Raw genomic sequence first — 20,472 nt, forward strand, 5'->3', positions numbered from 1 at the left:
ATCAGACGAGCACGTCACTGGAAACCCCTTGGACAATCCAACTGTGCCGCGCAGCGAGCGGGCCAAGCCGGCAACAAGCCCAAGTTACCTACAAGAGGAAGAATCCAGCTGATGCCAGGAACATGACCACTGTCGCAGCCCACCCGACTATCACCATTGGCAACGGGAGGGTGAGGCGACCCATAATCCGCCCGTTCATCGCGATTACCATCATTACCGCCATGAGTGGTGCGGCAAGCACGCCGTTTACAACAGCGCTCCAGTAGAGCGCCTTGACAGGATCGATGGCCGTGAAATTGAGGGCGACGCCTATGATCGTTGCGATCGCAATGATGCCATAGAATGCCTTAGCCTCGCGCGGGCGACGTGCTAGTCCGACAGGCCAGTCGGCCATCTCGCCGACACCATAGGCTGCCGAGCCTGCCAATACGGGAACGGCCAGCATACCTGTCGCGATGATTCCGGTGGCAAACAGGATGAACGCGAATGGCCCGGCAATCGGGCGCAATGCTTCCGCTGCCTGGGCAGATGTTTGAATGTCAGTGACACCATTGGCATGCAATGTCGCGGCTGTCGCCAGGATGATGAACAGCGCAATCAGGTTTGAAAAGCCCATGCCGACAATAGTATCGGTGCGGATTCGGTTGAGCTCTGGTCCGGCCGCTCGCGGCGCGATGCAAAGCGGCTTTACGAGCCGACGGTGCTGCTCTTCCACTTCCTGACTGCTCTGCCAGAAAAACAGATAGGGCGAGATCGTCGTCCCAAGCACCGCGACCAGCGCCATCGCCTCGGCTCCGTTGAACTGGAGGTGCGGGATGAACGTGCCCATCAGCGCAGGCCCCCAGGGCACGTTTGCGGTCAGCACCACAGCGACATAAGCGAATAGCGACAAGGTGGCCCATTTGAGCGTCGCGGCGTAGCGCTCATAGCTCATGAATGTCTCCAGCAAGAGGCAGGCTATGCCGAACACGACGGTGTATAGATGCTCCGGCCCGCCAAACAGCAGCGCCACTGCCGACCCCATTGCTCCTAGATCGGCTGCCAGATTGATCACGTTTGCGACAACGAGCAGGGTGATTACGGCATAGAGCAACCCGCGCGGATAATGTCGCCGCAAGTTTCGGGCGATGCCAACGCCGGTGACACTGCCGATCCGCGCGGCGACCCCTTGAATGACGGTCATCAAGGGAAAACTAAACACCATCGTCCAGGCCAGGCCATAGCCAAATTGGGCACCAACCTGACTATAGGTCGCTATCCCGCTGGGATCGTCATCGGCGGCCCCCGTAACAATGCCAGGGCCGAGCAACGCGAAAAAACCCTTGGACTTAACGGGCTCAGGCATGTCGGCTGCGATATTCGGTAGCGCGCTTTCAGCATGGTCGTTCATCCGCGCGACTTCGCACGCGCTGACCCCGGCTGCAAACAATACACGTCGCAGCAATTCTGGCTTTTCAATTTGGTTGGACATGGGCTTGCCAGTCATGGGCCGGGACGACGACCGCATCATCAACGGCATACGGTACGAGTTTCGCATGTCTACCGACGAGTAGATTCTGCCTTTTCGGGCCTGTGCAAGTCCCGCTTGTGCGGGTCAAGGAGCCAGTTGCCTCGGCCTGAGTTCCGGCCGATTGAAGCCACGCGCTATGAGTACGCCGCCGCCGACAATCATTGGAACACAGAGCCACTGGCCCATGTGAAGACCTGTCGCCTGCGCAAACGCGATCAACTGCTGATCGGGCTCGCGGATGAACTCGACGAGAAACCGTAAAACGCCGTAGCCAAGCACGAAACTCCCGGTCAGCACACCCGGCCGCTGCTTCGCGCTGCTGAAGCGATAGAGCGCCCACAAGACGAGAAACAGAAGCGGTCCTTCCAGAGCGGCTTCATAGAGCTGGCTTGGATGCCTCGGGAGCGGCCCGGCGTCCGGAAAGATGATACCCCAGGGAAGGGTGGTGGGTCGTCCCCACAACTCGCCGTTGATGAAATTGGCGATCCGGCCAAGCATGAGACCAATCGGAGCGCACATCGCAACATAGTCGAGCACCCGAATCCAGGAAAGTTTGCGGCTTCGGCAGTAGAGAAAAATCGCCAGCCCAACCCCGAATGCGCCGCCATGAAACGACATCCCGCCGCGCCATAACGTGAAGATACTGAGCGGATTCGCGAGATAGGCCGCAGGCTCGTAAAACAGGACATAGGCCAGGCGTCCGCCGGCGATGATGCCGACGGTCGCCCATGTGATGAGTTCGTCGGCGTCAGAGCGTCCGAGCGGCGAGTCCTCGTCCTGCGACAGGCGAATAAGGTAGAGCCAGCCAAGGACGATCCCGGCAAGGTACGCCATACTGTACCAACGCAAGGCAAACGGCCCCATCTGCAGCAGGACCGGATCGAGCCCCAGCGATGTAAACGCGATACCGTGTTGTGCACCTTGCACGAGACTCATGAATAGGCCCTGGGCTATGGAAGGGATCGGTGGCGATGCACTGTTGCCAAGGAACACTCAACCTAGCCTGAACCATCAGCGCAGTCAGCGATGCCACGAACAATGATGCAAATGCCCTCGATACTCAGTTTTCGCTATTCGGGTGCCATTGCTCTGGCCCGCCGCATGTTCCGGGTCAGCGAAGTCAGCTTCATCCTGCTTGCCACCGTCGTCGGAATTGCGGCGGGCCTTGTCGCCTCGTTGCTCGGCAAAATTGCCCGAGCCTTGCAGATCGTGATCTATGGACTCGACAACCAGTCACGGTTGAGCAGCCTCACCGAGATTGCACCAATGCGGCTGCTCGCATTGCCCCTTGGCGGTCTGCTGCTGGGCCTTGGCGCTCTCTATATTCATCGGCGACGGGCTGCCGTCGACGTTGTTGAAGCCAACGCGCTTCACGGCGGGCGCATCCCGGTGCGAGACACCTTGCTGATTTCGGCTCAGACGCTGCTCTCAAACGGCTGCGGCGCTTCAGTGGGGCTGGAGGCCGCTTACGCACAGTCCGGCGGCGGCATAGCTTCCTGGCTCGGCCAGGCATTGCGGATACGCCGTGCGGACCTTCGCGTGCTGGTAGGGGCAGGTGCCGGCGCGGCAATTGCGGCCGCCTTCGGCGCGCCGCTGGCAGGAGCCTTTTACGCATTCGAGATCGTGATCGGTGCTTACACCCCGGCCAGCATTGCGCCTGTCGCGGCCGCGACGATATCTGCGGTAATTACCGCACGAGCGCTAGGGGCGACGCCCTATTTGATCGCAGCGAGCAGCAGTCGTTCGATCACCACCGCCGACTATCTGCTTTATGCCGGCTTCGGCTTGGTCGCTGCCATTGCCGGAATCGTGATCATGCGATTGGTCTCAAACGTGGAAACTTGGGTCCGGCGATCCCCACTCCCAGAATGGTCCAGACCAGCCCTTGGCGGCGTGCTGCTCATGCCGGTCGCCTGGGTGACCCCGCATGCGCTGTCGGCGGGGCACGGGGCGCTCCACCTGACCATCGACGCGGGATTGGCACTGCGCGCCCTTGTGCTGATCTTCGTCATGAAGACCTTGGCATCCGTTATTTCGCTCGGTTTCGGTTTCCGCGGCGGTCTGTTTTTCGCTTCCCTGTTCCTTGGCGCGCTACTCGGTCAGATTCTGGCGGCCCTCTGGATGATGATCCCCGGCGCCATGCCGATCAGTTACACCGACGCTGCACTGGTTGGCATGGCCGCGCTCGCCGTGGCAATTGTCGGCGGTCCCATGACCATGTCGCTGCTTGTGCTCGAGGCCACGCATGATTTCGAGATCACGGCGACCGTTCTGACTGCATCTCTCTGCGCCAGCGCTCTTGTCAGAGACCGCTTTGGCTATTCGTTCTCGACCTGGCGCCTCCATTTGCGCGGGGAGGTTGTCCGAAGTGCTCGGGATATTGGGTGGATGCGGGCGTGGACGGCACGGAGGATGATGCGCGGCGCTCCGCCATCTGCTTCGGCAACGCTTGCGGTTGAGGAATTCCGTCGTCAGTTCCCGCTAGGTTCAACCAGCCGGGTGCTGCTGATCGACGAGGCAGGCCGCTATGCAGGCATGGTCCCGACGGCCGTTGCATTCACCCCGACACTCGCAGGTGAAAGTTCCGTGGGAGATCTGGCAATCCTCAAGACCGCATTTCTCAGTCCTGAAGACGGCATCGGCGAAATCATGCGACGCTTTGAGGAAAGTGAAGCGGACGATCTTGCCGTAGTTTCCGCCTCAGGCGCGGTGCTCGGGATATTGACCGAGAAATATGTTCAGCGTCGCTATGCTGATGAAGCCGACCGGGCGCTCCGCGAAATTTACGGCGAAGGATAGTAAGTCGGAGATATTCGAAACTCTCTCACGATAGAGACCCGCCTGCATTGCCCGTGACGCCCGGCCACTATAGTCAGTCTCTGAAATGAACCCATTGAGCGCAGGGGTGTCCTGCGCAAGAAAAGGCATTCGGGCGAGAGACTATGGCAAAAGTAGATCAAACAGGCGCAGAAGATTGGCAAGGCGAGCGCGGCGACCATTGGTTGCGCGACATGGACAAGTTCGAATCCATGCTCGAACCGCTCGGTCTGGCTTTGCTTGAACGAGCAGCCCCGCTGCCGGGCGACCGCATAGTCGACATCGGTTGCGGCGGTGGCTGGACGAGCCGGAAGGCCGCAGCTGATGTACTGCCAACGGGCTCGGTTCGCGGCATCGACATCGCACCGATGCTGGTGGACGAGGCCACGTCCCGAGCCAGAGGTATAGCAAATGTAGCGTTCACTTGCGCCGATGCTGGCGAAGGCGATGTGCCTGGGGCTCCCTTTGATCGCATGATCTCTCGGCTTGGTGTCATGTTCTTTGCCGATCCGACGTCGGCATTTGCCCGCTTGCGCGGCCTCCTCCGGATAGGTGGTCAGCTGGACTGGGCGGTATGGGCGCCGCCCGAAGACAACCCCTGGATGAGCGGCGCCCGCAAGATTGCGGCAAAGCATGTCGAACTCGCACCACCGGATCTATCGGCTCCCGGGCCATTTGCACTGTCCGATCCCGAACGCCTGGCTGGCCTTTTGACTCAGGCTGGGTTCACTGATGTCGATATCGTGTCCTGGAACGGGAAACAGGCGGTCGGCGGGCAGGGGAGCACGCCGGAGCACGCCGCTGACTTTGCTATGACCGCCTTTTCATTTTCAGACGCCATGCTTGAGATTGGCCCGGACGCCCGCTCGGCAATCCGGTCTGACCTCGTCGCATACTATGCGGGCTACTATTGCGCGGGAGTGTTGGCAGTGCCAGCCAAGGCATGGCTGGTTCAGGCCAGATCCGGCTCATAATGCAATTGGGATCACCTCCAACGCAATCGGGGGACCGGGCCTTACTGAAGGTTGGGCATGGCTCTATGTTGTTCCACGCAGGCCAAGCCTGTTCAGGTTTTGTCGTTGTGCACAGCGGAACCATCAAGGTGACGCTGACCGCTGAGAATGGCCGGGAGATCATACTGTACCGCGTAAGACCTGGCGAAGTCTGCCTTCAGACATTCGGCTGCCTCGTGAATGGCACCAGCTATTCGGCAGAAGGGCAAGCCGAGACCGATCTTGAGATCGACATCGTTCCGGTTGGAGAGTTCCAGCGACTAGTCGTTCAGGATGCAGATTTTCGCCAGCAATTGTTCGCCGCCGTCGCGACCCGTTTTGCGGACCTTGAGCGCCTTGTTGAGGATGTGGCCTTGTCGCCCATCGACGCCCGCCTGGCGCGCGCTTTGTTGCGGATGATGGATGAGCAGGGCCAAGTCACGGCAACGCAGGAAGCGCTCGCAACCGAAATTGGTTCAGTTCGTGAGGTGGTCAGCCGGCAACTGAATGCCTTCGCTCGTGATGGACTGGTAGAACTGACCCGCGGACACATAGCCGTGCTGGCGCCAAACCGTTTAGATCAGCTTTCCCATCCAGCTGTTTGATGAAAAGCGTGACTTAGTCACATACTTAAGAGGCATGTGAGACAATCCTGAAGACGTTATCAACGAAGAAGGATTGCCTGCTATGCCTCGTAACGAAGGAAGCCTGGACCGACTGCTGCGGGTCATTGTCGGACTTGTTCTGCTCGCACTCGTGTTCGTGGGGCCGCACACGCCTTGGGGCTGGATCGGCATTGTGCCGCTGCTCACCGGGATCGTGGGATTCTGTCCTGCCTATACTCTTCTAGGAATAAAGACCTGCCCGCGGCAGTGAGGTCGCTCCAACAAAAGCTTGGCGACCGAGGGCGAACCAACCCGAAACGGAGGCTTGGTCCGCTTCGCTGGGCCTGTTGCGCGGCGAGCGACAATGGTAATTTTGAGGCGGCACGCTGAAGCTGCCGCGCCGCTTGAACTTCTCATCGATCGCCAAGCGACCCGAGGATGTTTGACACAGCTCTAAGGGGCCGGTTGCTCTCTACACGCTCTGAATAGCGGTCGACCAGTTGCTCGGCGTGCGGGCGAAGCAGGACCGTGAAACGGACCAGTTCCTCCATCACGTCGACGATCCGGTCGTAATAGCTTGACGGTCTCATGCGCCCCGCCTCGTCAAACTCCTCATAGGCTTTGGCGACGCTCGATTGATTGGGAATGGTGAACATCCGCATCCATCGGCCCAGCACGCGCAAGGTGTTGACGCTGTTGAAGGACTGCGACCCGGCAGAAACCTGCATCACCGCCAATGTGCGGCCCTGCGTGGGCCGCCGACCTTTCAGCGCCAATGGCAGATGATCGATCTGGGACTTCATGATCCCGGTGATCTGGCCGTGCCGTTCCGGGCTGCACCACACCTGACCCTCGGACCAGAAGGCATGCTCACGCAGTTCGTGAACAGCGGGGTGATCGTCATCCTGCACCTGATCGGGCATCGGCAGGTCAGCGGGGTCGAAGATGCGCGTCTCGCAGCCAAAGAATTGCAGCAGCCGAGCCGATTCCTCGACCACCAGACGCGAGTAGGAACGTTCGCGCAGCGAGCCATAGAGCAGCAGAATACGCGGCGGAGGATCAAGCTCGCCTAAACCCAAGGCCGGGCGGCGATGGGCGTATTTGGGCCGCAGTGCCGGCAGATGCTCGGGGTCGGTGAGTTCCCGCAGGCGCGTGAAGCTAAACTCGGTCATGCCCGCGCCTCGTCAGGAACCGTGTCGGCAAACCAGCGCCGGCCGAACCAGAAGGCAACGTTGACCAGCAGGATCAGCACCGGCACCTCGACCAGCGGGCCAATGACCGCCGCGAAAGCCACCGGCGAGGCCAGCCCGAAGGCCGCGATGGCAACCGCGATCGCCAGCTCGAAATTGTTGCCCGCGGCCGTGAACGCCACGGCTGTGGTGCGGGGGTAATCGGCCGCGATCAGCTTGCCCATGAAGAAGCTGATCGAGAACTGGACGACGAAATAGATCGTCAGCGGAATGGCGATGCGGATAGTGTCACCCGGCAGGGTGACGATCTCATTGCCCTTGAGGCTGAACATCGCGACGATGGTGAACAGCAGCGCCACCAATGTGACCGGGCCGATCCTTGGCAGGAAGGTGTGCTCATACCATTCGTTGCCCTTGGCTTTCGCCAGCCATTTGCGGGTGAGGAAACCGGCGAGGAAAGGAACCCCGAGATAGATCAGCACGGCCTGGGCAATGGTCCAGAAGCTGACGTGGATCACGCTGCCCTCGAGCCCGAACAGCGGCGGCAGGAAAGCGAGGAAGAACCAAGCATAGACGCTGAAAAACAGGATTTGGAAGATCGAGTTGAACGCGACGAGTGCCGCGACATACTGGTTGTCACCCTTGGCGAGCTGGTTCCAGACGATGACCATAGCGATGCAGCGCGCGAGGCCAATCAGGATCAGGCCGGTCATGTATTCTGGTTTGTCACTGAGGAAAATTACAGCCAGCGCGAACATCAGCACCGGGCCGATGATCCAGTTCTGGATGAGCGAGATTGCCAGCACGCGCGTGTCCTCGAACACACGCGGAAGTTCCTCGTACCGCACGCGGGCAAGCGGCGGATACATCATCAGGATCAGGCCGATGGCGATCGGAATATTCGTCGTGCCAATCGACAGGCTATCAATGGCGCGGGGCAGACCTGAGAATGTCGTCCCCAACCCAACGCCAAGCGCCATGGCGAGGAAAATCCAAAGGGTGAGGTAACGATCGAGGAACGACAGGCGTTCGCGCTTGGGCTGCGATGTCATGAAAATTCCTGAACTTAGCTGGCGACGCGGTTGCCGGCGGCATCGACGACTTGCTCTCCATCTTCCTTGGTAAAAGCCCCGCGCTGTTCGGCCGGGATGAGATCGAGGACCTCTTCCGACGGGCGGCAGAGCTTCACGCCAAGCGGCGAGACAACCAACGGCCGGTTAATGAGGATCGGATGCTCCATCATCGCGTCGATCAGCTGGGCATCGGTGAGGTCGGCGTTGCTAAGTCCCAGTTCGGCATAGGGAGTGCCCTTTTCACGCAAGAGATCACGCGCGGGCATTCCTGCGCGGCGGATCAGGCCTTCCAGCAGCGGGCGTGAGGGCGGCGTCTTGAGGTATTCCACAACGTGCGGTTCAATCCCCGCGTTGCGGATCATCGCCAGCGCATTGCGCGAGGTCCCGCATTCCGGGTTGTGATAGATGATGATGTCGGTGGTCATTGGGTCGCTCCGGATTGGGGAGTTGCGCCTTCGGCGGCGCCGATTTCCTTAAGTTTCTGGCGCATTGCCATCTCGTCGATGCTCGGGTGCGGCAAGGTCAGAAACAGCGAGATGCGGTTCTGGAGATAGCGTAGGGCTTGCAGGAATGCCGCCCGCTGCTCATCGCCTTCCACGGAGGCCGGATCTTCGATGCCCCAGTGGGCGGTCATTGGCTTGCCTGGCCAGACGGGGCAGGTTTCACCGGCTGCGTTGTCGCAAACGGTAAAGATGAAATCGAGCCGGGGAGCGTCTGCTTGGGCGAACTCGGTCCAGCTCTTCGAGCGCATGCCCGAGGTATCGAACCCCATGTTCTGAAGGACGGAGAGCGCCATCGGATGCACTTCGCCCTTGGGCTGGCTGCCAGCGCTGAACGCACGAAAGCGCCCTTCGCCAAGCTTGTTCATGACCGCTTCGGCAAGAATGGAGCGGGCGCTGTTACCTGTGCACAGAAACAGAACATTGTAGATTTTGTCAGTCATCGGGAATCCCCTGGCTCAGGCGCAGGCCAGATCGATGATCAGTTGCCCGCAAAGATCCTCGCGGCCCTGACAGCAATCCTTAGCCAGGAAGACCATCAGGGCACGCAGGCTTTCGATGTTTGCGCGGTAGACCACTGAACGGCTATGCCGCTCGGACGTGGCCAGCCCTGCGCGGGTCAGAATTGCCAGATGCGTGGACATGGTGTTGGCAGGAACGCCAAGACTACGCGCGATCTCGCCGGCCGGCAGTCCATCGAGGCCTGCCTGGACCAGGAGCCTGAAGACCGCGAGACGGCCCTCGTGAGCGAGAGCCGAAAGGGCGTTGACTGCTAAATTTGATTCCATATTTCCAGCATATTCGCAATTTGTCTGGCCGTGAAGAGTTCTACGGTTTGCGCCGCAGTTCGATCGAACCGAAAGCACCCGGCTTGAACTGGGTTTCGCACGACGCATCGGCTGAAACCGTGAACGGGCAAGCGAATGCAGTGCTGACGATGGCAATAGTTAGCGGCCCGCGGGCACCGTTCTTGTAGTTGCAAGTTGCGCGCCGCAAGCTGGTGAGCGCCAAGGTGGGCCGGTCCGGACCAAGGGCGCGGATCGTTTCATCGCCACCTGCAGAGGCTACGTGGCAGAGAACTTCCCAGCTGCCTTGGCCGCTCCCGTTGATGGTTACGAGCGGCGCTGCAGGGGTGCCAGCAGAGGCTGTGGTCGACGCCAGCAATGCTGCAAGCGCCAGAAGTCCAGATTTCATCGTGTGCCCTTTTCTCCAACATCGAACTCTCCGATTCGATAATTCTGGAATATCGGAAATACAGAAGTGAAGCCAGCAAGAATTGGGGTGTCGAGCAAATAGCCTGAATATGGGTCAGAGCAGAATCAATCCGGGGCGTGGCTCAGAAATGATCTGCGTCAAAGCGCATATGCGGAATAGCGCATAGGCAAGCTTTATGGATACGAGAATCGATGACCTGCTGGGCGTCCTGTCCGAGCCGAAACGGCTGCGCGCCTTGCAACTTATGTGGGACGGTGACGAGCACTGCGTCTGCGAGTTGATGGACCGTTTGGGCGCTACCCAGTCGCGCATGTCGCGCCATATGGCTCGGCTAAAGGCCGCCGGTCTGGTGACCGATCGCCGGGATGCGCAGTGGGTACGCTACCGCCGCAGTCCCGACCTGCCCGAAGCCTGGACAGAGATCATCGATACGATCCTCCGCGCCTTGCCGCCCCTTTCACGTGCGCAACCTAAAAAGCGGGCCGCCTGACATGACCACCATTGCTGCATCGCTTGGACGAGCCCGCAAATCGCCGGGAGCCTGGTTTGCTGGACTTACCGCAGCGGTCGCCTTGTGGTTCATCGTCTATCGTCAGTTGCTCCCGTTCGCGCGGTGGCTGGTGGGACAGATCGCGATCGAGCCTGGCAGTCCTCTGGCCTCGTCAGTCGAGTTCTTCCTCTACGACACGCCAAAGGTGCTGATGCTGCTCACCCTGGTGGTGTTCGCGATGGGCGTGGTGCGTAGCTTCTTCTCGCCGGAGCGCACCCGCGCGATCCTGGCGGGCAAGCGCGAGGGGCTGGGGAATGTCGCTGCTGCCGGCCTCGGCATCTTCACGCCGTTCTGTTCGTGCTCAGCTGTGCCACTGTTTGTCGGCTTCGTATCGGCGGGCGTGCCGCTCGGAGTTACCTTCTCTTTCCTGATCGCCGCTCCCATGATCAATGAAGTGGCGCTGGGTCTACTCTTCGCCCTTGTCGGGTGGCGGGTGGCCCTGACCTATCTCGCATTCGGTCTCACCATCGCGATCGTCTCGGGCTGGATCATCGGCCGCCTGCACCTTGAAGGTTGGCTGGAAGAGTGGGTTCGCAACATCCGTGCGGGCGACGTTGAACTCCAGCCTGATGAGATGACCTGGGTCGACCGGTTTGAGGCAGGCTGGGACGCGGTCAAGGAAATCGTCGGCAAAGTCTGGTATTGGATCATTGCAGGCATCGCGGCCGGTGCCTTCATCCACGGTTATGTCCCGGCCGCATTGCTCTCGCGGATCATGGGTGCGGACGCCTGGTGGTCGGTCCCCGCAGCGGTGCTGCTCGGTATTCCGATGTATTCCAATGCCGCAGGCATCATCCCGGTGGTCGAGGCCTTGCTTGGAAAGGGTGCGGCGCTTGGCACTGTGCTGGCCTTCATGATGTCGGTGATCGCGCTGTCGCTCCCCGAAATGATCATCTTGCGCAAGGTGCTGAGTGTGAAGCTGATCGCTGTCTTCGTGACGGTCGTCGCCTGCGGCATCCTGGCTGTCGGCTATCTGTTCAATGCCCTGTTTTCGTGAAAGGATCGGATATGAAAGACATCAAAGTGCTCGGCCCCGGCTGTGCTCGCTGCAAGACCACCGAAGACATGGTCAAGGCCGAAGCGGCCAAACTCGGCATCGATGTGGCCGTCGAGAAGATCACCGATTACGAGAAGATTGCCGGATATGGCATCGTTTCGACGCCCGGCATCGTCATCGATGGTAAGGTCGTTCATGCAGGCGGCCTGCCCAAGAGCGACGATCTCCAGCGCTGGCTTCAGGCCTGAGGCGTGGACACACACGACATCGTCATCATCGGTGGCGGGCAAATGGGGATGTCGCTGGGCTACTATCTGCGCCGCGCCGGGATCGATTTCCTGATTCTCGATGCCGAGGATGGACCGGGCGGCGCATGGCGACATGGCTGGGATTCGCTAAGGCTATTCTCGCCCGCGGGCTACAGTTCGCTGCCGGGCTGGTTGATGCCGCCTCCCGATCATGCAGGGTATCCGACCCGCGACGATGTTCTCGATTACCTTGCCCGCTATGAGGCCCGATACGCGTTCACCATCCAGCGCCCGGTCCGCGTAAGAAGTATCGAGCGAGCTGGTGATCATCTCGCTATAGAAACAGACAAGGGCCAGTTTGCAGCACGCGCAATCGTCAGCGCCACGGGCACTTGGTCCCACCCCAACATTCCCGAGATCAAGGGCCGTAACACGTTCAAGGGCGTACAGGTCCATTCGGCGCTCTACGTCGGCCCCGAGGCCTTCCTCGGGAAGACTGTCCTGGTTGTCGGCGGCGGCAACAGCGGTGCGCAGATCGTCGCCGAACTGGCGCCAGTCGCGCAAACTACTTGGGTAACGACCCACGAGGCCCTGTTTCTGCCTGACGAGGTCGATGGCCGCGTCCTGTTCGAACGCGCCGTCGCTCGGATGAAGGCAGGCCCCAGCGATACGCCCGTTGGCGGCATTGGTGACATCGTCATGGTCGCGCCGGTCAAGGAGGCCCGCACGCGCGGAGACCTCGGCTCGACGCGCCCATTCGAACGAATGACTGCCAAAGGCGTCGTCTGGGACGACGGCTCTGAAATGGCAGTCGATGCCATCATCTGGTGCACCGGCTTTCGCGCCGCACTCGATCATCTGGCACCGCTCGGCGTGATCGAGCCCAACGGTCGGGTGCAGGTCGATGGGCAACGGTCAATCAAGGAGTCGGGCCTGTGGCTTGCCGGCTATGGTGACTGGTGCGGCCCAGGTTCCGCTACGCTGATGGGGGCGGCACGCACTGCTCGCGACCTGTCTTCGCGCATCCTTGCGGAGACGAGGTCGGCTTAGGGCTTTCGATTCGGTTTGCGCCCCGCCTGGGTCCTCGAGGTCCACCATAAGGCGCCACCTCACGCCTTTCGCGGGCGAACCTTTCACAGAAAGCAAAAAATCTGCACGAAGGCGGGAGCTACCTAGAAAGCTACCTAGCGCGCAAACGCTGTCTCACGACGGGCAGTGACGCTCAATTAAACATATGAAACCTAACGAGAATTTGGTGGACGCACTTGGGCTCGAACCAAGGACCCGCTGATTAAGAGCGGCTTTAAGTCCGTATGTGTCCATATTGATCCGCTTTCGGTCGAAGGCGTGCCGCGTCTGTTTGGGCAACGTTTTAAAAGCGCTTACAATAATCATGGGTCGGTCGCGGTTCACGTAAGTGCTGGCTGCGTGCTTCGGCCAAGGTCGCCTCTGGTCACGTCGAACTAACCTATAACTCCAGGTCGTCAGGTTTCCGTCAGAACTATGGCCGAAGGCTCAGCCAAATTGTTGTTGCTGGTCTCTGCACTAACGCATGCCAGCGCCCGATCCAAACCTGAGGAGCCGCACCATGCGAAATAAAGCAATCAAGATCATGGCAATCGTATCGGTCGCGTTCACACCGCTGGCTTTTGCGGTGCCAGCCTGGGCGCAGGAACAGTCGCCTGACAAGGCGCTGACCAACAAGGACTGGTGGCCAGAGCGGCTGAATCTGAGCCCACTGCGTCAGGAGGCCCCTCAGTCCAATCCAATGGGTGCCGATTTTGATTACGCCAGCGAGTTCAATTCGCTCAATCTCGATGCGATCAAGTCCGACATCGCGAAGGTACTGACTACTTCGCAACCCTGGTGGCCAGCTGATTACGGCAATTACGGACCTTTCTTCATACGAATGGCGTGGCACAGTGCCGGAACTTACCGGGTGACTGACGGTCGAGGCGGAGCAGGCGGCGCGCAGCAGCGGTTCGAGCCGCTCAACAGCTGGCCCGACAACGTCAGCCTCGACAAGGCGCGGCGGCTCGTCTGGCCAATCAAACAAAAATACGGCCGCAAGATTTCGTGGGCCGATCTCATGGCTTTGAGCGGCACCGTGGCGCTGGAGCAAATGGGCTTCAAGACCATCGGTTTCGCTGGGGGCAGGAAGGACGATTGGGAACCGGATACGGTCTATTGGGGACCGGAAAACAAGATGCTCGCCGATCAGCGCTACAGCGGCAACCGCAATCTACAGCGACCCTTGGCAGCCGTTCAGATGGGTCTGATCTACGTCAACCCGGAAGGCCCAAACGGAAATCCTGACCCGATCGCAGCAGCGAAAGATATCCGCGAGACGTTCGGCCGGATGGCGATGGATGACGAGGAAACCGTGGCGTTGATCGCTGGCGGCCACACGTTTGGCAAGGCGCACGGGGCACACGCGCCGACCGGTTGCGTCGGCAAAGAGCCGTCTGCGGCACCGGTGGAACAGCAAGGCTTGGGTTGGAAAAGCGCCTGCGGCAAAGGAAATGCCGAAGATACGGTGAGCAGCGGTTTGGAAGGGGCCTGGTCATCCAACCCAATCGCCTTTACGACGGGATATCTCGATAACCTCTTCCGTTTCGACTGGGTAAAAACAAAAAGCCCGGCTGGCGCAATTCAGTGGATCCCGAGCGATGCGAGTGCGGCAGGCCTGGTGCCAGACGCGCATGTCGCGGGCGTTCGCCATGCACCGATCATGTTCACCACCGATCTTTCACTCAAGCAGGACCCCGCTTATCGGGTCATTGCTCTGCGCTTCCAGAAGGACCCGCAGCAGTTTGCCGATGCCTTCGCTCGTGCCTGGTTCAAGTTGACCCATCGCGACATGGGTCCCAGATCGCACTACCTTGGCAAGGACGTGCCGGCGCAACAGTTCATCTGGCAGGATCCGCTGCCCAAGGCAGATTACCCGGAGATCGATTCAACGGACGTTGCTGCACTCAAATCACGGATCATGGGATCGGGATTGACAGTCCCCCAGCTCGTGCGCACCGCGTGGGCGTCTGCAGCGAGTTTCCGAGCGACCGATATGCGCGGCGGGGCAAACGGAGCGCGCATCAGGCTGGAACCACAGATCAACTGGCTGGCTAACAATCCAGTCGAACTTCGCGCTGTTCTGAACAAGCTGGAGACTATTCAAACCGACTTCAATCACGGCCAGCGAGGGGGCAAAAAGGTTTCGCTGGCTGACCTGATCGTGCTTGGTGGTAGTGCCGCAATCGAACAGGCCGCGAGCCAGGCTGGCACAACGTTAGCGGTTCCTTTTACCCCGGGCCGGGTGGACGCGACACAGGCGCAAACCGATGCTGCGTCGTTCGCCCCGCTGGAACCGAAGGCCGATGGATTTCGAAATTTCTACAGTGCAGACAGCCGTCTTTCGCCAGCGGAGATGCTAGTCGAACGCGCCGATCTTCTCGACCTCACCGTGCCGCAGATGACGGTGCTGGTTGGTGGTATGCGTGCCCTTAATGCCAACACCGGCGGTTCTGCCAATGGTGTGCTGACATCGCGCCCCGGGACGCTGAACAACGAATTCTTCGTAAACCTGCTCGATATGTCGACCGAATGGACGAAATCGGCAAAGGCTGACGGACTTTACGAAGGCCACGACCGGGCGACAGGTGCGCTAAAATGGACTGCGACACCGGTTGATTTGGTCTTCGGTTCAAATTCGGAACTGCGCGCTGTTTCTGAAGTTTATGCCTCCAACGACGGCCAAGATGAGTTTTTGCGCGACTTCGTAGCAGCTTGGGTTGCCGTGATGGATCGCGACCGGCAATAGAACCGGGAGGCTCCGAAGTTTCGGAGAGGCGGCACTTGGCTTCCCCCCGCCATTCCAGTGTCACCTCTCCGGAACAACTGACCCGGCCAGCGTATGCGTACGGAAGTAGCATCGTACTTACGGCCACAAGAAACCGGTGGCGTCATGAATTGGCCAATTGCATCTTGATAACCAGCGTGATCTCGCAGCCTGCTTCGAGTTGGTTAGCTCGGGCAGGGTCTTGCGCCAATGATGATGGCGTGGTTACGGCGTGGCTGATCGTTGAAAATGCTGCAGCGCCGGTGATACGTTGACCATCGCCGCTGTGAAAAATGACTAATATCGAAAATGCTGCTGTTGTTGGTTGAAGAAATTTCCCGTCTGGCGAGCCTGATCCGCGATGGGCTCGATCGTCAGAGCTTCGCCATTGATTGGTGCGGGACGATCAATGCCGCCGAGAACGCGCTGATCATCAATGTTCATTCAGGGCGTAATGGCGATTTTCAGCACGCCGTCGTGCTGTTGAGCAAAAAGCTCATAGGCTTCTTCGATCCGATCCAGGGTAAACCGGTGGGTTACCATTCCAGCAAGATCCACCCGGCCTGAAGCGACCACATCCATCAAGCGTCGCATGCGCTCCTTCCCTCCGGGGCAAAGCGATGTGACGATCCTGTTGTCGCCCAAGCCGGATGTAAACGCATCGCCAGGAATAATGAGATCGCCAGAGTAGACGCCTAAGCTGGAAAGCGTGCCACCTGGCCTCAAAACACGTAGCGCCGAAGAGAATGTTCCTTGGGTGCCCAGCGCTTCAATTGCGACGTCCACGCCGCGACCGCCCGTCAGGCGCATGATGTCAGCAACCGGATCGTTGATGCTGAAATCAACGACATGATCGGCACCCAATCGCCGAGCAGCCGCGATCCGAGACGGCACCGTGTCGACACCGATAATTGTCGTCGCGCCCATCAATCGCGCCCCAGCGACTGCGCAAAGGCCAATCGGACCAAGTGCGAAAACCGCCACAACATCGCCGATCTTCACGTCTCCGCGTTCGGCCCCTGCAAAACCTGTCGACATGATGTCAGGGCACATCAGCACCTGCTCGTCGGTGAGGTGCCCGGGGACCGGACACAGGTTGGCCATGGCATCGGGGACCAAGAGGTATTCTGCCTGCGCGCCGTCGATGGTGTTGCCGATGCGCCAGCCACCGGCGGCCTTGAAACCGCTTTGCTGATCCGGTCCATCCTGAGAGGAGCAGCCGCATAGCGAGGCGTTGCTGTGGCCACTTGGGGTTATCGCGCCGGCAATGACGCGCTGCCCCTCGCTGTAACCCCGAACCGCAGCGCCAAGCTTCTCGATAACTCCGACCGGTTCATGTCCGACGGTCAAACCTTTGGTGACCGGGTATTCGCCCTTGAGGATGTGAATGTCGGTACCGCAAATAGTGGTGGTGGTAATGCGGATGAGGGCATCAGTGGCGCCGACATCCGGAATTGGTTTGTCGTCAAGGACAATCCGGCCCGGTTCGACATAAATCGCAGCTTTCATTCGCGCCATGATATCACCTTCACTTGGGGGAGGGGTGTCGGCAGGCATAGTGCGCCCATTGTTGCTGAGATCACTAGCTCGGCCAGAAGAACACCAGCGTGGGGGTAACAAACTGCTTGCGAGAAGAGGGGGGTGCGCACCCGCGACATGCCGGTGTGCCCATTTCCGCTCACAAAACAGTGACCTGACTTGATGCGGGAGTGAGCGATTTGCGTTCAGTGCACCGGCGGACCAGAGGCTTGCACGCTTCTAGCAACAGTAGCAGGACTACGCCCAGAGCAACAGCTAGCGCCATGTCGCGCCAGGCGATTGAGCCAAACTTTAGTAGGTCCTGAGCCGACGGGATGATCAGGATCAATGTGATCACGGCTGATACAGCAGCAACTACATATCGCAGTGCAGTGTTGTGGCGACCGAGTGCCTGTCCCAGAGACGCGCTGAATGAACGATTTACTAGGATTAGCGCGATGATCTCGGAGATCAAAGCAAAGAAAATGAGCGCGCGCAGCTCGGTTTCCGGCATGCCCGACCAGCTTTCAATCATAAACACAGTAGCCAGCATCGCAAAGGCCAACCCACCCTGGACGACGCTCCAGATGATCATAGGAAGCGAGAACAGCGCCTGAGCGGGATCGCGTGGCTGGCGTTGCATGATGTCATCTTCTTCGCGTTCTGCCTCAAACACCAGGGCACAAACCGGATCAATCACCATTTCCAGTAGGGCGATGTGGATAGGGCCGAACAACAGCGGCATGCCAAAGAACAGCGGCATGAGCGCAAGGCCTGCAATCGGGATATGGACCGCGAAGATAAACGCCATCGCCTTGCGAATGTTGTCGTAAATCCGCCGCCCCAGCCGGACCGATTGCACAATTGATCCGAAATCATCTTCCAGCAGCACCATCGCTGATGCTTCGCGCGCCACATCGGTGCCGCGTTTGCCCATGGCGATGCCGATATGCGCGGCCTTGAGCGACGGCGCGTCATTGACGCCGTCTCCGGTCATCGCGACGATTTCGCCATCGCTCTTGAATGCCTGGACGATACGCAGTTTCTGCTCCGGCATGATCCGGGCAAAGACCGTTACAGTCTTCAGTTGTTCGGCAAGCTCAGCATCATCAAGTTCGGCAAGGTCGGTGCCAGTCAGCACGTCGCCTTCGGCGATACCTGCCTGCGTGGCGATCGACCGCGCAGTCGCCGCATAGTCACCCGTAATCATCACCACGCGGATGCCGGCGCTGCGACATTCCGCCACTGCCGCCGGAACGCTTGCACGGATTGGATCTGTCAGCCCTACCAGCCCAATCAAGGTATAGTCATAATCATGCTGCGAAACTGCCCAGTACAGGTCACATGGTGTTGCGGTTGCGACACCGAGCACACGGATGCCGCGTATCGCCATCGCCTCTGCCGCTGCAATCATCGCGGAATATTCGTGCGCGCTCAAATGGCACAGGCTGGCAATCGCTTCTGGGGCACCCTTGGCGGTCAGGGCCAGCACCTCACCATCGTTCCAGATATTAGACATCGCCAGAAGGTCTGGCCGCAGCGCATAGCCATGTGCCAAAACACCGGCTGACAGCGCCGTGCCCAGCACAGCATCGTGGGCACCATGCAACGCAATTTCCATAGGATCGGTCGGCTCGGCTGCGCTGGCTAGCGCCGCCGTCCGGATTAAGGCATGAAAGGCTTCTGGGACCATCATGTTTGGCGAAAAGGAATGAGTATCGCCCGAAGGTAGCCAGAATTCGGCGGCTGACATCCGGTTTTCTGTCAATGTACCGGTCTTGTCGGTGCAGAGCACCGTTGCCGAGCCGAGCGTTTCGATCGCCGCAGCGCGCCTGGTGAGCACACCGACCTTACCGATGCGCCACGCGCCCATTGCCAAGAACACCGTCAGAACGACAGGAAACTCCTCGGGCAGCATAGACATGCCGATTGCGATGCCGGCCAGCACAGCCTCGATCCAACTGCCTCGCAACAACCCGAACAGCAGCACGACGAGAAGCGCCACAGCGCCGCCCCCGATCCCACACCACGTGACGATCCGCGTCGTTTCACGGCGCAAACGCGGTGCCTCAGTATCGAGCGACGCAAGCGACTGGCCAATGTGGCCGATCTCGCTCCGCGGCCCGGTGGCCAGCACGCGGGCAAGGCCCGAGCCGCGCGTGACGAGCGAGCCGGAATAGACGAGAGGTTGGTCTTCGCCGCCAGGCCGAAGTGTACCGATGGCGCTTTCGTCAATAGCCACCACCTTGCCAACGGGCAGCGATTCGCCCGTGAGGAGGGATTCGTCAGTCTGGAGATCTGCTGCATCGACGAGCACTGCATCGGCGGCAATGCGATCACCCTGTTCAAGGACGAGCAGGTCATCGCGCACGATCTCTCGGCCGGCAACGCGGACGCGCAAGCCATCGCGAATGACCAACGCTCGCGGGTCTGAAAGGTCGCGCAGTGCCTCCAGCACATGTTCGGTACGGGCTTCCTGAATGACGGTGACCGCGACGGAGAAGGTCGCGAAGCCCAGCAGAATCAGCGCTTCCGTTAGATCGCCAAGCAGCAGATACGCGACCCCGCCCGCTAGCAGCAGTACCAGCATCGGCTCGCGCAGAACTTCCAGCAAGATGCGCCCGGCAGACCGATTTTTGGTGCGCGGCAGCTCGTTGGGGCCTTCCGCTTCCAGTCGCGCACGAGCCACTGCTGAGGTCAATCCGCCGTATTGGACCGCTTCAGTCATCGTCGCGTCCGCCCTCTTCGCTTTCACCTGCCGCGCTGCGATGGCATCGCGCGCAATTTTCGATGTCGCGAATGCCTTCTTCGGCGTGCTCGGTCCGGATTTGGTCGGGTTGATGTTCGTGACAGCCATAACAGGTGTAGCGCGTGAAATTGCCGCCGACATGGCAGGTGGTGCAGGCGGTGTTGTGCGGTCCGGTCAGTGCGAAGAGACGGGCATGCTCGAAACGCGCGGGCTTCCAGACGGTCTGCGTATGGCACTGTGCGCAGTTGCTGCCCACCTGGGCATGCAGCGTGGTTTGCGGCGCACGGTGGCATGACACGCACTGGCTGCGCACGTCTGGCTGTAACAATTCGTGCGAGAAAGTTATCCGTGCCGCCGTTCCCAACGTCGGGCCGCTATGGTCGGTGTGGCATGCCATGCAATCGGTCCGAGAAAGAGCTTGATGAAAAGGGATGCTCCTCTGGCGCTTTGCGATCGCTGCCCCTTTGGTAGTCCGGATACCGATGTCCGCCACCTTGTGGCATGCGACGCAACGATCTGCTGACACACCCTGGAACGGCGCGTGGCAGGCAAAGCAATTGCCCGAGATTTCAGCATGGGCGGGGATTAGCGGACCAGGCGCGACAATTGCCTGCGGCCATGCGAAGACGGCAGCAACAATTGCGAACAGACCGATGACGATCAGGCTGAACCC

At 59.9% G+C, this 20,472-nt stretch carries 21 protein-coding genes and 1 tRNA gene; 9 read left to right on the forward strand and 13 right to left on the reverse strand.

Going from position 1 to position 20,472, the window contains the following annotated elements; translation table 11 throughout:
* Positions 1–88 precede the first annotated feature (88 nt).
* On the reverse strand, positions 89–1,390 hold the full coding sequence (locus tag GGQ88_RS16575; protein ID WP_343057250.1) for an NRAMP family divalent metal transporter: 1,302 nt from the start codon (positions 1,388–1,390) through the stop codon (positions 89–91).
* A gap of 204 nt (positions 1,391–1,594) precedes the next feature.
* A complete protein-coding gene (gene lgt / locus GGQ88_RS16580) occupies positions 1,595–2,446 on the reverse strand; it encodes a prolipoprotein diacylglyceryl transferase (RefSeq protein ID WP_183614560.1) in 852 nt (283 codons plus the stop codon).
* A 111-nt stretch (positions 2,447–2,557) separates the two neighbouring features.
* On the opposite strand from lgt, the gene GGQ88_RS16585 reads away from it, so the two are divergent.
* From GGQ88_RS16585 to GGQ88_RS16600, 4 genes are all read left to right on the forward strand, one after another.
* The gene (locus tag GGQ88_RS16585) at positions 2,558–4,309 is read left to right on the forward strand and encodes a chloride channel protein (protein WP_183614598.1); all 1,752 of its coding nucleotides are present in this window, start codon (positions 2,558–2,560) and stop codon (positions 4,307–4,309) included.
* A gap of 212 nt (positions 4,310–4,521) precedes the next feature.
* Entirely contained in the window at positions 4,522–5,301 is a 780-nt protein-coding gene (locus GGQ88_RS16590) for a class I SAM-dependent methyltransferase (protein ID WP_246386158.1), read from the forward strand.
* A 65-nt stretch (positions 5,302–5,366) separates the two neighbouring features.
* Entirely contained in the window at positions 5,367–5,924 is a 558-nt protein-coding gene (locus tag GGQ88_RS16595; protein ID WP_221214729.1) for a Crp/Fnr family transcriptional regulator, read from the forward strand.
* Between the two features lie 82 nt (positions 5,925–6,006).
* Complete coding sequence (locus GGQ88_RS16600) at positions 6,007–6,195, forward strand: YgaP family membrane protein (protein ID WP_183614562.1); 189 nt, start codon at positions 6,007–6,009, stop codon at positions 6,193–6,195.
* 142 nt (positions 6,196–6,337) lie between these two features.
* Here the strand turns inward: GGQ88_RS16600 and arsH are convergent, their stop codons facing one another.
* Genes arsH through GGQ88_RS16630 form a run of 6 tightly spaced genes read right to left on the reverse strand, consistent with a single transcriptional unit; the run spans position 6,338 to position 9,881 of the window.
* Positions 6,338–7,096 carry an arsenical resistance protein ArsH gene (arsH, locus tag GGQ88_RS16605; protein WP_183614563.1) on the reverse strand — a complete coding sequence of 253 codons (759 nt, stop codon included), beginning with the start codon at positions 7,094–7,096 and terminating at the stop codon, positions 6,338–6,340.
* Positions 7,093–8,166 carry an ACR3 family arsenite efflux transporter gene (gene arsB, locus GGQ88_RS16610; protein ID WP_183614564.1) on the reverse strand — a complete coding sequence of 358 codons (1,074 nt, stop codon included), beginning with the start codon at positions 8,164–8,166 and terminating at the stop codon, positions 7,093–7,095. The genes arsH and arsB overlap by 4 nt, the downstream gene beginning before the upstream one ends.
* A gap of 14 nt (positions 8,167–8,180) precedes the next feature.
* Positions 8,181–8,612 carry an arsenate reductase (glutaredoxin) gene (gene arsC / locus GGQ88_RS16615; RefSeq protein ID WP_183614565.1) on the reverse strand — a complete coding sequence of 144 codons (432 nt, stop codon included), beginning with the start codon at positions 8,610–8,612 and terminating at the stop codon, positions 8,181–8,183.
* Complete coding sequence (locus GGQ88_RS16620; RefSeq protein ID WP_183614566.1) at positions 8,609–9,130, reverse strand: arsenate reductase ArsC; 522 nt, start codon at positions 9,128–9,130, stop codon at positions 8,609–8,611. Before GGQ88_RS16620 ends, arsC begins: the two co-directional genes overlap by 4 nt.
* 15 nt (positions 9,131–9,145) lie before the next feature.
* Complete coding sequence (locus GGQ88_RS16625; RefSeq protein ID WP_183614567.1) at positions 9,146–9,475, reverse strand: ArsR/SmtB family transcription factor; 330 nt, start codon at positions 9,473–9,475, stop codon at positions 9,146–9,148.
* A 40-nt stretch (positions 9,476–9,515) separates the two neighbouring features.
* Positions 9,516–9,881: a hypothetical protein gene (locus tag GGQ88_RS16630; RefSeq protein WP_183614568.1), complete on the reverse strand. Its 366-nt coding sequence runs from the start codon at positions 9,879–9,881 to the stop codon at positions 9,516–9,518.
* A gap of 196 nt (positions 9,882–10,077) precedes the next feature.
* Between GGQ88_RS16630 and GGQ88_RS16635 the strand changes: the two genes are divergently transcribed.
* Genes GGQ88_RS16635 through GGQ88_RS16650 form a run of 4 tightly spaced genes read left to right on the forward strand, consistent with a single transcriptional unit; the run spans position 10,078 to position 12,747 of the window.
* A complete protein-coding gene (locus GGQ88_RS16635) occupies positions 10,078–10,392 on the forward strand; it encodes an ArsR/SmtB family transcription factor (protein ID WP_183614569.1) in 315 nt (104 codons plus the stop codon).
* 1 nt (position 10,393) lies between these two features.
* A complete protein-coding gene (locus GGQ88_RS16640) occupies positions 10,394–11,449 on the forward strand; it encodes a permease (protein ID WP_183614570.1) in 1,056 nt (351 codons plus the stop codon).
* Between the two features lie 11 nt (positions 11,450–11,460).
* The gene (locus tag GGQ88_RS16645) at positions 11,461–11,697 is read left to right on the forward strand and encodes a thioredoxin family protein (protein ID WP_183614571.1); all 237 of its coding nucleotides are present in this window, start codon (positions 11,461–11,463) and stop codon (positions 11,695–11,697) included.
* A 3-nt stretch (positions 11,698–11,700) separates the two neighbouring features.
* A complete protein-coding gene (locus GGQ88_RS16650; RefSeq protein WP_183614572.1) occupies positions 11,701–12,747 on the forward strand; it encodes an ArsO family NAD(P)H-dependent flavin-containing monooxygenase in 1,047 nt (348 codons plus the stop codon).
* A 203-nt stretch (positions 12,748–12,950) separates the two neighbouring features.
* Here the strand turns inward: GGQ88_RS16650 and GGQ88_RS16655 are convergent.
* A tRNA-Ser gene (locus tag GGQ88_RS16655) sits at positions 12,951–13,018 on the reverse strand.
* A 231-nt stretch (positions 13,019–13,249) separates the two neighbouring features.
* On the opposite strand from GGQ88_RS16655, the gene katG reads away from it, so the two are divergent.
* Positions 13,250–15,514 (forward strand): catalase/peroxidase HPI, encoded by a 2,265-nt coding sequence (gene katG / locus GGQ88_RS16660; RefSeq protein WP_246386161.1) that lies wholly within the window; start codon positions 13,250–13,252, stop codon positions 15,512–15,514.
* A 315-nt stretch (positions 15,515–15,829) separates the two neighbouring features.
* On the opposite strand, the gene GGQ88_RS16665 is transcribed toward katG, so the two are convergent.
* The 4 genes from GGQ88_RS16665 to GGQ88_RS21695 form a co-directional block, all read right to left on the reverse strand.
* The gene (locus tag GGQ88_RS16665; protein WP_183614573.1) at positions 15,830–15,976 is read right to left on the reverse strand and encodes a hypothetical protein; all 147 of its coding nucleotides are present in this window, start codon (positions 15,974–15,976) and stop codon (positions 15,830–15,832) included.
* On the reverse strand, positions 15,977–17,089 hold the full coding sequence (locus tag GGQ88_RS16670) for a zinc-binding dehydrogenase (RefSeq protein ID WP_246386164.1): 1,113 nt from the start codon (positions 17,087–17,089) through the stop codon (positions 15,977–15,979).
* A gap of 121 nt (positions 17,090–17,210) precedes the next feature.
* A complete protein-coding gene (locus GGQ88_RS16675) occupies positions 17,211–19,778 on the reverse strand; it encodes a cation-translocating P-type ATPase (protein WP_183614574.1) in 2,568 nt (855 codons plus the stop codon).
* Positions 19,771–20,196 carry a hypothetical protein gene (locus GGQ88_RS21695; RefSeq protein WP_246386166.1) on the reverse strand — a complete coding sequence of 142 codons (426 nt, stop codon included), beginning with the start codon at positions 20,194–20,196 and terminating at the stop codon, positions 19,771–19,773. Before GGQ88_RS21695 ends, GGQ88_RS16675 begins: the two co-directional genes overlap by 8 nt.
* Positions 20,197–20,472: the final 276 nt, after the last annotated feature.

Source organism: Novosphingobium hassiacum, assembly GCF_014196055.1.
GTDB classification, from domain to species: Bacteria; Pseudomonadota; Alphaproteobacteria; order Sphingomonadales; family Sphingomonadaceae; genus Novosphingobium; species Novosphingobium hassiacum.